The following is a 13057-nucleotide window of genomic DNA, read 5'->3' on the forward strand; positions in this document are numbered from 1 at the left end:
ACAAAGCGAAGGACAGACATGAGCTACAACCAGCCGGGCCCGTACGGCCAGCAGCCCCAGCAGCCGGGTCCCTACGGGCAGGGCGGCGCGGCCGGACAGCCCGGCTACGGCTACCCGCAGCAGCCACCGCAGCAGGCCGGCGGCTACGGTCAGCCGAACCCCTACGGCCAGCCCCAGCAGCCGCAGCAGCCCGGGTACGGCCAGCCGCCGCAGGCCCAGCCCGGGTACGGCTACCCGCAGCAGCCGGCCGACCCGTACGGCCAGCAGCAGTACGGGCAGCCGGGCATGCCCGGGCCCTACCAGCCGACGCCCCCGCCCGGCGGCGGCAACAAGAAGGGCCTGGCGATAGGCATCGGCGCGGTGGTCGTGGTGGCCGCGGTGGTCGGCGGGTTCCTGGTGTTCAACAACAAGGACGACGACAAGGGCGGCAGCGGCGGCAACGGAGGCGGTGGCGGCAAGAACGTCGTCGCCGACGACGGCAAGCGCTACAAGCTGATCACGCCCGCGACGGTCGCCGGCGAGTACACCAAGGACGCTTCCAAGGGCGGCGACTCGCTGACCTCGAGCGACAAGGCCGACTTCGAGAAGCTCGGCGTCTCCAACCCGCAGTCCACCGGCGCCAGCTACAAGGCCGGCGAGGGCATGAGCCAGAAGGTCCTGAGTTTCAACGGGCTGTGGGGCAAGATCGACAACCCCCAGGCCGTGGTGGACGGCGCCTTCGCGAAGATCTCCCAGGAGGCCGAGAAGGACTCCAGCGTCGGCGGGGGCGGCACCGCCAAGCTCGAGGGCAGCCCGCAGGCGGTCACCCCGGCCGGCCTCGACGACGCCGTGATGAAGTGCCAGAACGTGAAGTTCACCGGCGCCACCGCGGCCACCAAGAGCTTCACCATCCCGATCTGCATGTGGGGCGACAAGAGCACCATCGGCTATGTGGTGGTCTCCGACGTCTCGGCCGCGCTCTCCGGCGGGGGCACGTCGATCGACACCGCCGCCGAGATCACCGCGAAGGTCCGCAAGGACGTCCGCGTGGAGATCAAGTAGCCGCCCGCTCAGCGAAGTTCACAGGCCGCAGCCCGGAGGGGATACCCCACACGATGAGCTACAACCAGCCGCCGCCGCAGCCCGGCCCCTACGGCGGAGGCCAGCCGGGCCCCAACCCGTACGGGGGCGGTCAGCCCAATCCGTACGGCGGGGCGCAGCAACCGCCCTCGGAGCCCAATCCGTACGCGCAGCAGCAGCCGGGCTACGGCTACCCCCAACAGCCGTCACAGCAACAGGGCTACGGCTATCCCCAGCAGCCGAACCCCTACGGCCAGCAGCCCCAGCCCCCCTTCCCCGGGCCCGCCGCGCCCACCGGGGGCCGGAACAAGACCAAGATCATCGCGATCACGACGGCCGGGCTTGTGGTGGTCGGCGCGATCGTCACCGGCGCCGTGGTCCTCAACAAGGGCGACGACAAGCCCAAGGCGATGAAGCTGGTCACCCCCAAGACGCTGGACGACGGCACGTACACGCTGGACAAGGGCACCAAGGACCTGGAGAACGAGGGCACCAGCGTCCAGGACCGCATGCCCGAGGGTGCCACCTCGGTCCTGGCCCAGTACACCCGCGCCGAGGACTCCAACTCGGGGCTGGCCTTCTCCGGCGTGTACGGGGAGTTCAGCGACCCCGACAAGGTCCGCGACGAGATGTTCAAGAGCTTCACGGGCGGCGACGCCTCCCCGACCGTCGAGGAGAAGCGCAAGAAGTTCCAGCCCGAGGGCGCCGACGGGCCGAGCATCGAGTGCGAGGTCGTGAAGATGTACGACCGCATCTACGCTCCGGCCTGCGCCTGGGCGGAGAAGACGGACGCGGCGATGGTGCTGGATGTCAACGCGGAGAACACGACCGCGGACGACGCCGACATGGAGGCGTTCGCGAAGGTGACCGCGGGCATCTACAAGGCCACCCGCAAACCCGCCTGAGAGGCGCGCTGACGCCACAAGACGCGAGGAGGGCCCCGGGAGATCCCCCAGGGCCCTCCTCGCGTCTTGTGGCTGCCGCCATGCCGCGGGCCGAGGCGGCGGCGCTCGGACCTGTGCCCCCTGACCCCGCCCAACTTCCCTCTCCGGGGCTTCAGCAGGCAGTCCGCCCATGCGAGCGTGCTGTGCTGCGCGTCTACATGGACCCGCTGAAATACGGGGCAGCTCGCCGACTGATCGCTGCCGCTGCCGCCGGCAAACTCGGCTTCGCGATCTTCCCGCTGGCCACCGTGCTGCTCGGCCACGACTCCTCCGGGTCCTTCCTGGACGCCGGGGCCGTCGCCGGGGCGTGGAGCATGGGCGGCACCGTAACGGGTCCGCTGCGCGGACACCTGGTCGACCGCTACGGCCAGCGCGTGCCGCTGGCCGCATTGGCCCTGCTCACCGCCGTTGCCGCCACCGGCCTGGCCACTACCTCGGAGACCACGCAGCTGATCTGCTTCGGCGCGCTCGCCGGCGCCGCCGCCCCACCCATCGTGGCCGGCATCCGGCCCTTACGGACCCAGACGGTATCGCGGGACCGGGTGCACAGCGGCTACGCCCTGGACGCCGTCCTGACCGAAGTGACCAAGATCTGCGGACCGCTCCTCGCGGCTGCGGCGGCCGCATACTCCCCACAGCTGGGTGTGGTCACCGCCGGGGCCCTCCTGGTAGCCGGCACCTGCCTGGTGGTCCTCCACCCGCCCACCGATCGCCCTTCCGTCGCATCAGGTACCGGCCGCGGCGTCCTGGCCTCCCCCACGCTGCGGCTTCTGTGTGCCGCCAATGTCTGCGCGGGCCTGTGCCTCGGAGCACTGACGGTCGCCCTCCCCGCCCGGGCCGCCGAACACGGTTCAGCCGCGGACGCCGGGTGGATGTTCGTTCGCGCCCATGACGATCTGCCTGTTCGAGCTGCTGGACGCCCATGCCCCGCGACGCACGGCCGTCGCAGCCATGATGTGGCTGATCGCGGCGGAAGAGCTCGGAATCGCCGCCGGGACGGTGACCGCAGGGGCAACGGCTCAGCACGCTGGCGCCTGGTTGGCCCCCTTCACCGCGGCGGTCGGCGGTGGACTCGGTGCCCTTGTCGTCGTTACGTACAGGGCACGCCTGCAGCGAGAGAGGCGCGGCGGTTTGTGGTGAGTTTGAGACGGCGACACGCCGTCGCGCCGGTGTGTCGCCGTCTCAAACTCACCACAAAGTCAGGCTGCGATCCCGAAGGCGCCAGGGCCGCAGGTGTGCAGCACGCGTCCGGGTGCTCGGGCTCGGCCTCGGGCTGCGACCGCTGGACGGCATGGTCCGGTTGCCGAGAGCAGGTATCGTCTCGCGCCTTCGGCGCAAAGCGGCCAGCAGTGGGAAGGGGAGGGGGCGCCGGAGGCATCGTCGCCGTCCATCCCAACGGGCCCTCACCGGCCGCCGGACGGCGGAACGGCGGATGGTCACCCAGAGCGGTAGACGCCGGTCCGGTTGGGGCCTCCCTCCCACCCCTCTTAAAAAAGTACTTGCTCTACATCAAGTACTGCATCAAGCGATTATTTAAGAGGGGGTGGGAGGAGAGCCGACTGACCGGCTTGGCCACCGCGCGGCAGCAGCTGCGGCGGCGCGCAGCGGAGCCAGTCGTGAGCCCAGCCGCCCACCAGGCCAAAGAACCGGGACACCGGGCAAGCCGCCCCCCTTCCCTCCTCCTGCTGGCGCTTTGGACCCGGAGGGTCCGAGACGAAAGCCGCGCCTGCGTGAGCCGAATGCCGCGAGACGGCGCACAGGCACAAGCGCAGCTAACGCGCAGCGGAGCACTCAAGCCGCGATGTCGAACGCGTCCTGGTGTGGGGTGAGTTCGAACCACAGGAGCTTTCCGCTGGTGCCGGAATGGTGGTCGGTGAGCGGGTAGCCGCCCCAGTTGTCCGCGCACAGGCGGACGAGGAGGAGGCCGCGTCCGTGGGTGGCGTCGGCGGCGTCGGCCGCCTCGGTGAGTGCGCTGTGGTGGGTGAGCGGGCCGGGTGGGGTGTGGAAGGGGCTGGGGATGCGTGGATTGGAGTCCCAGACGCTGACCCGGAGGCGGTCCTCTTCCATGCTGCGGAGGCGGAGCTGTGCCGGGCCGTCGGAGTAGTGGAGGGCGTTAGTGACCATTTCGCTGGTCAGCAGCTCGGCGGTGTCGGCGAGTCCGGTCATGCCGTGGCTGTGGAGTACGACGCGGAGGGTGGCCCTGGCGACGCGGGCGGCCCGGGCGTCGTGGGGCAGGCGGAGCGAGTAGGTCCACGGTTGGCTGGATGGCTCCAGGCAGCGGGTCTGCGGCGATACGGTGGGCATGGAAGTCTCCTGGCGGGAGGTGGAATTGGCTGGCGCCGCGCGGTGTCGTTGCCGCCCTCTCGCTGCAGTCGGGCAGGCCGGTGCGCTTCCGCGTTGTGCGGCGGGCCAGTTGAGTGGCTTGCCTCACACCGTAGAGTGGCCGCATGAGTTATTAGCTACTCTCGCGCAAAGTCGTTAGAAACACGCTCGTGTGGGTGACAGGCGGGCGCCGTGGATGGACGAGGAGTACGGGACGATGACCGCCAGACCGGCGCCGACCGCGCGTCGGCTGCGCCTCGGGGCCGAACTGCGAAGACTTCGCGAGCACGCGGAAATGAGCTCAACCGACTCCGGACGCCTGCTCGGTACGAACCAGACTCAGATCAGCAACATCGAGTCGGCCCGGTTCGGCGTGAGCGCGGAACGCGTACGGGTAATGGCGCGCAACTACGACTGCTCGGACCACGAGCTGGTCGACGCCCTGGCGAAGATGGCAGGTGAACGGCACCGGGGCTGGTGGGAGGAGTACCGGGGCACATTGCCGTCCGGCCTGCTCGACCTCGCTGAACTGGAGCATCACGCGGTGCGGCTGCGCACGGCGTACACGGCCCACATCCCCGGCCTGTTGCAGACGACAGAGCATGCCCGCGAGGTCTTTACGCACGGGGTGACCAAGCTGTCGCCGCCGGAGATCGAGCACCGGGTGTCGTTCCGGGCGAAGCGGCAGGCAGTGCTCTACCGGGATGCCCCGGTGCCGTACCACGCGATCGTCCACGAGGCGGCGCTGCGCATGAAGTTCGGCGGCCCCAAGGTGGCTCGTCGGCAGCTCGAGTATTTGCTGGAGATGGGTGAGCGGGAGCATGTCACCGTTCTGGTGATCCCGTTCGACGCCGGAGCCTATCCAGGCTCCGGGCAGTCGATCTGCTACGCGGACGGGCCCGTCGCCCGGCTCGACACCGTGCAGTTGGACCAGTCCCATGGGCCGGTGATGGTGGATACCGAGGAGGAGCTGACCAAGTACCGGGGGCTCTTCGAACGGCTGGACGCCGTCGCTCTGAAGGAGCAGGATTCGCGGGACTTCATCTTCGGCATCGTGCAGAGCCTCTAGGGGAATGGAACATGCCTCAGCCTGACTGGCAGCGATCTTCGTTCTGCAGCGAGGGCAACGCCTGCGTCTACGTCGCCGCCGCGGGCAACGGCGCGGTCCTGCTCCGCGAGAGCGACGAGCCCGACGTCGTCCTGGTGACGACACGACGCACGCTGCGCGCGTTCATATCGAGGGTCAAGGCAGGCGCGCTCGACGACATGTCGTGACCCCCCTCGTGACCTCCCGGGCCTCAGCGCCGTCTGAGAGGCGCTGAGGCCCATAGGACGCGAGGAGGGTCCCAAGGTTTCCCCGGGACCCTCCTCGCGTCCTACAGCGCCTTGCGGCAGCCTTACGCGCTCTTCTCGTGGCGCTCGCCCGGCTCGCTGCCGCGGCTGCGCGGCACGAGGGTCGGGTTGACGTTGGAGTGGACGACGTCCTCGGTGATGACGACGCGGGCGACGTCCTTGCGGGACGGCACCTCGTACATCGCCGACATCAGGACCTCTTCGATGATGGCGCGCAGGCCGCGCGCGCCGGTGCCGCGCAGGATCGCCTGGTCGGCGATGGCCTCCAGGGCGGGGCGGTCGAAGTGGAGTTCCACGCCGTCGAGTTCGAAGAGCCGCTGGTACTGCTTGACCAGCGCGTTCCGCGGTTCGACGAGGATCTGCAGCAGTGCTTCGCGGTCCAGGTTGTGGACGGAGGTGATGACGGGGAGGCGGCCGATGAACTCCGGGATCATCCCGAACTTCACCAAGTCCTCCGGCATGACCTCCTGGAACTGGTCACTCGCCTCGATCTCGCGCTTGGAGCGGATCGTGGCGCCGAAGCCGATGCCCTTGGCGCCGGCCCGCGACTCGATGATCTTTTCCAGACCGGCGAAGGCACCGCCCACGATGAACAGCACATTCGTCGTGTCGATCTGGATGAACTCCTGGTGCGGGTGTTTGCGGCCGCCCTGCGGCGGCACCGAGGCGGTGGTGCCTTCCAGGATCTTCAGCAGCGCCTGCTGAACGCCCTCGCCGGAGACATCACGGGTGATCGAGGGGTTCTCGCTCTTGCGCGCCACCTTGTCGATCTCGTCGATGTAGATGATGCCCGTCTCGGCCTTCTTGACGTCGTAGTCGGAGGCCTGGATCAGCTTCAGGAGAATGTTCTCCACGTCCTCGCCGACATAGCCCGCCTCGGTGAGGGCGGTGGCGTCGGCGATGGCGAAGGGGACGTTCAGCATCCGGGCGAGGGTCTGCGCCAGCAGGGTCTTACCGGAGCCGGTCGGGCCGAGAAGCAGGATGTTGGACTTCGCCAACTCGATGCCGTCGTCCCGGTTGTGGGCGCTGTTCTCGCCCGCCTGAACCCGCTTGTAGTGGTTGTAGACGGCGACGGAAAGCGCCTTTTTCGCGGCCTCCTGGCCGACGACATAGCCCTCGAGGAACTCGTAGATCTCACGCGGCTTGGGAAGTTCCTCCCAGCGCACCTCGGAGGTCTCGGCGAGCTCTTCCTCGATGATCTCGTTGCAGAGATCGATGCACTCATCGCAGATGTACACACCCGGGCCCGCGATGAGCTTCTTCACCTGCTTCTGGCTCTTCCCGCAGAACGAGCACTTGAGCAGGTCGCCGCCGTCACCGATGCGTGCCACGAGGTGATTCCCCTTCGCCTTGGATCCGCTCAGTTTCGCGAATCCGGGTGCTTGCGCTGCGCTTTCTGCTTCTGTTACCGGGGGCCGACCCCAGCCCCCTATGACGGTACCTTGCCCAGGGCCCGGTTCGGGCCCCCCTTGGCCCTACTCGGTACAAGGGGGGCACCGATACCGGAGTTCAGCCCAGGCCCACCGAGGTCTTGCGGGTCGAGACGATCTGGTCGATCAGACCGTACGACAGCGATTCCTCGGCCGTGAGGATCTTGTCCCGCTCGATGTCGTCGCGGATCTTCTCGATCGGCGTCGTGGAGTGCTTGGCCAGCATTTCCTCGAGCTGCGAACGCATCCGCAGAATCTCGTTGGCCGCGATCTCCAGGTCGGAGACCTGACCGCGGCCGGTCTCGCTGTACGGCTGGTGGATCAGCACACGGGCGTTCGGCAGCGCCATCCGCTTGCCGGGCGTGCCGGCGGCGAGCAGCACGGCCGCGGCGGAGGCCGCCTGGCCCATGCAGACCGTCTGGATGTCGGGCTTCACGAACTGCATCGTGTCGTAAATGGCGGTCAGTGCGGTGAACGAGCCGCCGGGCGAGTTGATGTAGATCGAGATGTCACGGTCGGGGTCCATCGACTCCAGGCACAGCAGCTGCGCCATGACGTCGTTGGCGGAGGCGTCGTCGATCTGCACGCCGAGGAAGATCACGCGCTCTTCGAAGAGCTTCGCGTACGGGTCGTACTCCCGGATGCCCTGGGAGGTCCGCTCGACGAAGCGCGGGACGACATAGCGGGCCTCGGCCTGCGGGCCGGCGTAACGGGCGTACAGACCGCTGCCGGGGAAGTTCTGGGTGTTCACATGCACCGTCCTGGTGATGAGCAGTGGGCTGGGTCGGCTGGGAGCGGGCGGCTCAGGCCCCGGTGCCGCCGCCGCCCGGGATGTGTGCGGCGGAGGCGATGACCTCGTCGACCAGGCCGTACGCCTTGGCCTCCTCGGCCGAGAACCAGCGGTCGCGGTCCGAGTCGCGAGTGATCTGCTCAACGGTCTGGCCGGTGTGGAACGCGGTCAGGTCGGCCATCTTCCTCTTCGTGCGCAGCAGCTGCTCGGCGTGGATCTTGATGTCCGACGCGGAGCCCGCCAGGCCCGCGGACGGCTGGTGGATCAGGATCTCGGCGTTCGGCAGCGCGAAGCGCTTACCGGGGGTGCCCGCGCTCAGCAGGAACTGGCCCATCGAGGCGGCGAGGCCCATGGCGATGGTGATCACGTCGTTCTTGATGTACTGCATGGTGTCGTAGATCGCCATGCCGGCCGTGATCGAGCCGCCCGGAGAGTTGATGTAAAGGTTGATGTCCTTGTCCGGCTCCGCCGCGAGGAGCAGCAGCTGCGCGGTGATCTTGTTGGCGATGTCGTCGTCGACCGGCTGGCCGAGGAAGATGATCCGCTCACCGAGCAGCCGGTTGTAGACCTGGTCGCCGAGGCCTCCGAAGGTCGGCTCGCCGGCGGCGGAAGGCATCGTATTCGTCACGTATCCACCTGCTCGTCTCTGACGGCGACTGGCCGTCTCAGCGTCTTCTTCTGGGACGCGGGGGCGTAACCGCCGGTACGCTCCGGCGGGCTCGTGGGACTCCCCTGCCCTCGTATCTACGGACCCTAACGCGCTGGTCGGCGGCGGCCATCCCGCATCAGGAACTGTTCGCTCTGAGCGCAGGTTCCGGCCGGTGGCGGGGGTGCGCGGGGGCCGGGCGCGGGCTTACGAGGCGGGGGCCGCCAACGGGGCGCGGGGACCGGCCAGGGCGCCTCACAGGGGCCGCCAGGGGGCCCGTGGAACCACGAACGGGCCCGGACGCGCTCAGACGTTCGGACCCGTTCGTATGCGGGCTGCGGAGGGCGGCCGGGCGATCAGCCCTCGGCCTTGTCCCCACCCTTGTCGGCCGCCTCGGCGACCTCGGCGGCCTGCTCGGCCTCGTTGTCGGACTCCTCGGCGGCCGGCTCCTCGGAGGTGGCCTCGACGGTCTCGCCGGTCTCGGCGGCCTCGGCAGCCTCGTCGTCCTCGTCCAGGTCGACCGTCTCGCCCTTGTCGTCGACCACCTTGGCGGCCTCGACCACGACCGCGAGGGCCTTGCCCCGGGCGACCTCGCCCACGAGCATCGGCACCTGGCCGCCCTCGACGACGGCCTGGGCGAACTGGTCCGGGCTCATACCGGAGGACTGCGCACGGCGCATCAGGTGCTCGGTGAGCTCCTCCTGGCCGACGGACAGCTTCTCCTTGTTGACCAGCTCGTCGAGCACGAACTGGGTCTTGATGCCCTTCTCGGCCTGCTCCTTGAGCTCAGCCTCGAACTCCTCGGCGGTCTTCTCCTGCATCTCCAGGTAGGCGTCGAGGGTCAGACCCATCTGGCCGAGCTGGTGGTGCTCCAGGTTGTGCTTACGGGTCTGGATCTCGTCCTCGAGAAGCTTCTCGGGGATCGGGACCTCGACCAGCTCCAGCAGGGCGTCCAGCACCTTCTCCTGGGCCTGGGTGGCCTGGTCGAACTTCTTCGACCGCTCCAGGCGCGTACGGGTGTCGCCGCGCAGCTCCTCGAGGGTGTCGAACTCGCTGGCCAGCTGGGCGAAGTCGTCGTCCAGCTCGGGCAGCTCGCGGGCCTTGACCTCGGACACCTTGACCGAGACCTCGGCCTCCTTGCCCTTGGCGGAGCCGCCCTTGAGCTCGGAGGTGAAGGTGGCGGAGCCGCCGGCCTCCAGGCCGGTGACCGCCTCGTCGATGCCCTCGAGCAGCTCACCGGAGCCGATCGTGTAGTTGACGCCGTTGGCCACGCCGTCCTCGAGGACCTCGCCCTCGACCTTGGCCTCGAGGTCGACGACCACGATGTCGCCCTCGGCGGCGGCGCGCTCGACCGCGCTGGTGGTGGCGAAGCGGTCGCGCAGCTGCTCGACGGCCTTGTCGATGTCCTCGTCCGAGACCTCGACGGAGTCGACGGTGACCTCGATGCCGGAGTAGTCCGGGATCTCGACCGTCGGGCGTACGTCCACCTCGGCGGTGAAGGCCAGCAGCTCGTTGTCCTTGAGCTCGGTGATGTCGACCTCGGGCTGGCCGAGCGGGTTCAGCTCACCCTCGTTGACCGCCTCGGTGTAGAACTTCGGGAGCGCGTCGTTGACGGCCTCCTCCAGCACGGCGCCGCGGCCGAACCGCTGGTCGATGACACGGGCCGGGATCTTGCCCTTGCGGAAGCCGGGCACCGTGACCTGCTGGTTGATCTTCTTGTACGCCGCGTCGAGGCTGGGCTTGAGCTCCTCGAAGGGCACCTCGACAGTGAGCCGAACCCGGGTCGGGTTCAGGGTCTCCACGGCGCTCTTCACGGTTCGGTCTCCTTGGGGCTGACTTCTTGGTGTTCTGCTGCGTTGCTGTCGTGCGTTTCAGCGGATCGCGCCCGGCAGAGAAAGTCACAGACGCGCAGCTTGCATAGTAACCGCACGCATGACGCGGCCCACAATGCGATCTTGCGCTCATGGCAAACGTGGTGGTGGTCGGGGTGGCCGGATTCGAACCGACGACCTTCCGCTCCCAAAGCGGACGCGCTACCAAGCTGCGCCACACCCCGCCGGTGCGACACGTAGGGTACATGCCCGCGCGGGCCCCGGCTGCCGCTTTTTCGACTGGTGGGCAAGGGTGTGCGGGATGTGGTGCGGACCCGCTACGATGCTTCCCGTGCCGCGGGTCGAGCGATCACGCTCGGCGGCCGCGCCCGGGACTCCGGCGAGGCGGCGGCGCAGGCGGGCGTAGCTCAATGGTAGAGCCCCAGTCTTCCAAACTGGCTACGCGGGTTCGATTCCCGTCGCCCGCTCCATGCCTCATGGCCCGGTTGCTCGGGGTTTCTCCCGGCGCCGGGCCGTATGTGTTTCCCAGGGCCTGACCTTATGCGGGGTCCGGGACCCGTCTTACGAGCCCCGGGGGTTCTTCGGGTCAGATGTCGATTTCGCTGATCGAGTGCGTCACCGAGTCGAGGAAGTCCTGGATGTTCGGCGCCAGGTCGGACGATGCGAGCAAGAAGCCGAAGAGCGCCGCCACGAGAGCCGGCCCCCAGGTGATCTTGCCGTTGCGCACCATCAGCACAAGGATGATGCCCACCAGCACCACCAAAGACACAGATATGACCACGCCTGATCACACACCCTCGGTCGCTACGCATCTCACCGGCCCGGAAGCACGCGACCTCGCACACCCCCGCAACACCATCGTGCCATCAACTCCCGCCGCGCTGGAGCCGCGTGGCGGGAACCGCAGGCCCGTCGCCCCGCAGCTCATCTACCCACTGAGGGGCCCGTCGATGCGGCCCCGGACGAGCCCGGCACTCGTGACGCCGCCCACAATTCGAGGACCTGCCCGACGATCAGAATTGGACTTGATCACATAGTCCGGCGGGAAATTCCAAATGCGCGGCGAGTCCGTTTCCACGACCCGGCGCGTAACGACAAAGCGCCAATGAACCAGACATTCCGCCAGAGCCTCTTGCGGGTCATATGTCGCCATTTAAGCGGGATGAAACCCGACAGATCGGGCACCTTGGAGGTGCCATGCGGTCCGTTCGGATCGCTTTGTCGACTTAGCCTCCACAGATGTATGCGTCTGCCATGTATGTGATAGGCAACAAAGAACTGAACGAGGTTTTACGCAATAGAGGTTTCGGGGCTATCGTGCCTCAGATGTTCCACACTGCCATCACTCCCCGGCGCGCAGTGTGGTCCCGGGTTCTCTCCCCCAGTTCCTGGTGGGAGGGCCTGTGACCAACTCCCTGCGCCCGCACGGTTATCAGCGGGCCCCGCTCCCCCCGGCCCGGGAGGCGGAGCCCTCTCCCCCCACACCGCACCGCGACACAGCAGGGCATCAGACGGGTCCGCCGACCGCCCCGACCGGGTCCAAGCCCAAACAGCGGGACGCGTTCTTCGACAACGCCAAGTACCTCGCGATCGTCCTGGTCGCCATGGGCCATGCGTGGGAGCCGCTGACGGACTACAGCCGGACCGCCGAAGCGCTCTACATGACGCTCTACACGTTCCACATGCCGGCGTTCATCCTCATCTCCGGCTACTTCTCGCGCAGCTTCGACATGCGGCCCGACCGGCTCAAGCGGCTCATCACCGGTATCGCGGTGCCGTATCTGGTCTTCGAGATCGCGTACACCTTCTTCAAGCGCTGGGCGGACGACGACCCCACGTACGACTTCAGCCTGCTGGACCCGTGGTACCTCACCTGGTTCCTGATCGCGCTGTTCGTCTGGCGGATGACCACCCCGATCTGGAAGATCATCCGCTGGCCCGTCCCGCTCTCGCTGGCCATCGCGACGCTCGCCTCGGTCTCCCCCGACATCGGTGACGACCTCGATCTGCAGCGGGTGCTGCAGTTCCTGCCGTTCTTCGTGGTCGGGCTGCAGATGAAGCCGGAGCACTTCCAGAAGCTGCGCGGGCAGCGGATGCGGATCCTGGCCCTGCCGGTGTTCGCCTGCGCGTTCGTGTTCGCCTACTGGGCGGGCCCCCGGATGAACTCGGCGTGGTTCTACCGCCGCGACAGCGTTCAGGAGCTGGCCGCGGCGCCGTGGACCGGGCCGGTGATGACCCTCGCGCTCTTCGGCTGCTCGATGGTGCTGGTCGCCTGCTTCTTCGCCTGGGTGCCGCGGCGCCGGATGTGGTTCACCGCCCTGGGCGCCGGAACCCTGTACGGGTATCTGCTGCACGGCTTCCTCGCCAAGGGCTCCCGCTTCTGGGGCTGGTACGACGAGAACCCGTGGACGCATGAGCCGCTGGGCGAGATCGTCGTCACCATCATCGCCGCGACCGTGATCACGCTGCTGTGCACCCCACCCGTACAGCGCCTCTTCCGCTTCGCGATGGAGCCGAAGATGCCCTGGGCCTTCCGGAAGGACCCGGCCGAACAGGCCCGTAAGCGCACCACCACGGCGGCCTGACCGCCTCGTACCCGAGCGGCAACCGCCCGCCCGAACGGCACAAGGCCGCGCCAGGACCGTCGTACACGGCCCCGGCGCGGCCTTCGCCGTCTCCGG

At 68.2% G+C, this 13057-nt stretch carries 12 protein-coding genes, 2 tRNA genes and 1 pseudogene; 8 read left to right on the plus strand and 7 right to left on the minus strand.

Features of this window, described 5'->3' with window-relative positions:
• Positions 1-18: 18 nt before the first annotated feature.
• From ACH4U7_RS19530 to ACH4U7_RS19545, 4 genes and pseudogenes are all read left to right on the plus strand, one after another.
• Complete coding sequence (locus ACH4U7_RS19530; RefSeq protein ID WP_398529125.1) at positions 19-1041, plus strand: hypothetical protein; 1023 nt, start codon at positions 19-21, stop codon at positions 1039-1041.
• A 53-nt stretch (positions 1042-1094) separates the two neighbouring features.
• On the plus strand, positions 1095-1964 hold the full coding sequence (locus ACH4U7_RS19535) for a hypothetical protein (RefSeq protein ID WP_398529126.1): 870 nt from the start codon (positions 1095-1097) through the stop codon (positions 1962-1964).
• A gap of 197 nt (positions 1965-2161) precedes the next feature.
• A pseudogene (locus ACH4U7_RS19540) lies at positions 2162-2866 on the plus strand (MFS transporter); the annotation flags it as partial.
• 25 nt (positions 2867-2891) lie between these two features.
• Positions 2892-3143 (plus strand): hypothetical protein, encoded by a 252-nt coding sequence (locus tag ACH4U7_RS19545; protein WP_398529431.1) that lies wholly within the window; start codon positions 2892-2894, stop codon positions 3141-3143.
• Between the two features lie 651 nt (positions 3144-3794).
• On the opposite strand, the gene ACH4U7_RS19550 is transcribed toward ACH4U7_RS19545, so the two are convergent.
• Entirely contained in the window at positions 3795-4307 is a 513-nt protein-coding gene (locus ACH4U7_RS19550) for an ATP-binding protein (protein WP_398529127.1), read from the minus strand.
• Between the two features lie 235 nt (positions 4308-4542).
• On the opposite strand from ACH4U7_RS19550, the gene ACH4U7_RS19555 reads away from it, so the two are divergent.
• Complete coding sequence (locus ACH4U7_RS19555) at positions 4543-5394, plus strand: helix-turn-helix domain-containing protein (RefSeq protein WP_398529128.1); 852 nt, start codon at positions 4543-4545, stop codon at positions 5392-5394.
• A gap of 11 nt (positions 5395-5405) precedes the next feature.
• The gene (locus ACH4U7_RS19560) at positions 5406-5600 is read left to right on the plus strand and encodes a DUF397 domain-containing protein (protein WP_398529129.1); all 195 of its coding nucleotides are present in this window, start codon (positions 5406-5408) and stop codon (positions 5598-5600) included.
• Between the two features lie 122 nt (positions 5601-5722).
• On the opposite strand, the gene clpX is transcribed toward ACH4U7_RS19560, so the two are convergent.
• The 5 genes from clpX to ACH4U7_RS19585 form a co-directional block, all read right to left on the minus strand.
• A complete protein-coding gene (clpX, locus tag ACH4U7_RS19565) occupies positions 5723-7009 on the minus strand; it encodes an ATP-dependent Clp protease ATP-binding subunit ClpX (RefSeq protein WP_014179676.1) in 1287 nt (428 codons plus the stop codon).
• Between the two features lie 178 nt (positions 7010-7187).
• Positions 7188-7859 (minus strand): ATP-dependent Clp protease proteolytic subunit, encoded by a 672-nt coding sequence (locus ACH4U7_RS19570; protein ID WP_346174374.1) that lies wholly within the window; start codon positions 7857-7859, stop codon positions 7188-7190.
• 52 nt (positions 7860-7911) lie between these two features.
• Complete coding sequence (locus ACH4U7_RS19575; protein ID WP_043487611.1) at positions 7912-8526, minus strand: ATP-dependent Clp protease proteolytic subunit; 615 nt, start codon at positions 8524-8526, stop codon at positions 7912-7914.
• Positions 8527-8900: 374 nt separating this feature from the next.
• The gene (gene tig, locus ACH4U7_RS19580; protein ID WP_398529130.1) at positions 8901-10358 is read right to left on the minus strand and encodes a trigger factor; all 1458 of its coding nucleotides are present in this window, start codon (positions 10356-10358) and stop codon (positions 8901-8903) included.
• Positions 10359-10523: 165 nt separating this feature from the next.
• Positions 10524-10600, minus strand: a tRNA-Pro gene (locus tag ACH4U7_RS19585).
• 172 nt (positions 10601-10772) lie between these two features.
• On the opposite strand from ACH4U7_RS19585, the gene ACH4U7_RS19590 reads away from it, so the two are divergent.
• Positions 10773-10846 (plus strand) — tRNA-Gly (locus tag ACH4U7_RS19590).
• A 116-nt stretch (positions 10847-10962) separates the two neighbouring features.
• Here the strand turns inward: ACH4U7_RS19590 and ACH4U7_RS19595 are convergent.
• A complete protein-coding gene (locus ACH4U7_RS19595; RefSeq protein WP_385610751.1) occupies positions 10963-11157 on the minus strand; it encodes a hypothetical protein in 195 nt (64 codons plus the stop codon).
• 622 nt (positions 11158-11779) lie between these two features.
• Between ACH4U7_RS19595 and ACH4U7_RS19600 the strand changes: the two genes are divergently transcribed.
• A complete protein-coding gene (locus ACH4U7_RS19600; RefSeq protein ID WP_398529131.1) occupies positions 11780-12961 on the plus strand; it encodes an acyltransferase family protein in 1182 nt (393 codons plus the stop codon).
• Positions 12962-13057 lie beyond the last annotated feature (96 nt).

This window comes from Streptomyces sp. NPDC020845 (assembly GCF_044334165.1).
GTDB lineage: Bacteria > Actinomycetota > Actinomycetes > Streptomycetales > Streptomycetaceae > Streptomyces.

Excerpts from the sequence above, each read along its gene's own strand:
- ACH4U7_RS19530 (WP_398529125.1), top strand. The coding sequence starts at position 19 with ATGAGCTACAACCAGCCGGGCCCGTACGGCCAGCAGCCCCAGCAGCCG.
- ACH4U7_RS19535 (WP_398529126.1), top strand. The coding sequence starts at position 1,095 with ATGAGCTACAACCAGCCGCCGCCGCAGCCCGGCCCCTACGGCGGAGGC.
- ACH4U7_RS19545 (WP_398529431.1), top strand. The coding sequence starts at position 2,892 with ATGACGATCTGCCTGTTCGAGCTGCTGGACGCCCATGCCCCGCGACGC.
- ACH4U7_RS19550 (WP_398529127.1), bottom strand. The coding sequence starts at position 4,307 with ATGCCCACCGTATCGCCGCAGACCCGCTGCCTGGAGCCATCCAGCCAA.
- ACH4U7_RS19555 (WP_398529128.1), top strand. The coding sequence starts at position 4,543 with ATGACCGCCAGACCGGCGCCGACCGCGCGTCGGCTGCGCCTCGGGGCC.
- ACH4U7_RS19560 (WP_398529129.1), top strand. The coding sequence starts at position 5,406 with ATGCCTCAGCCTGACTGGCAGCGATCTTCGTTCTGCAGCGAGGGCAAC.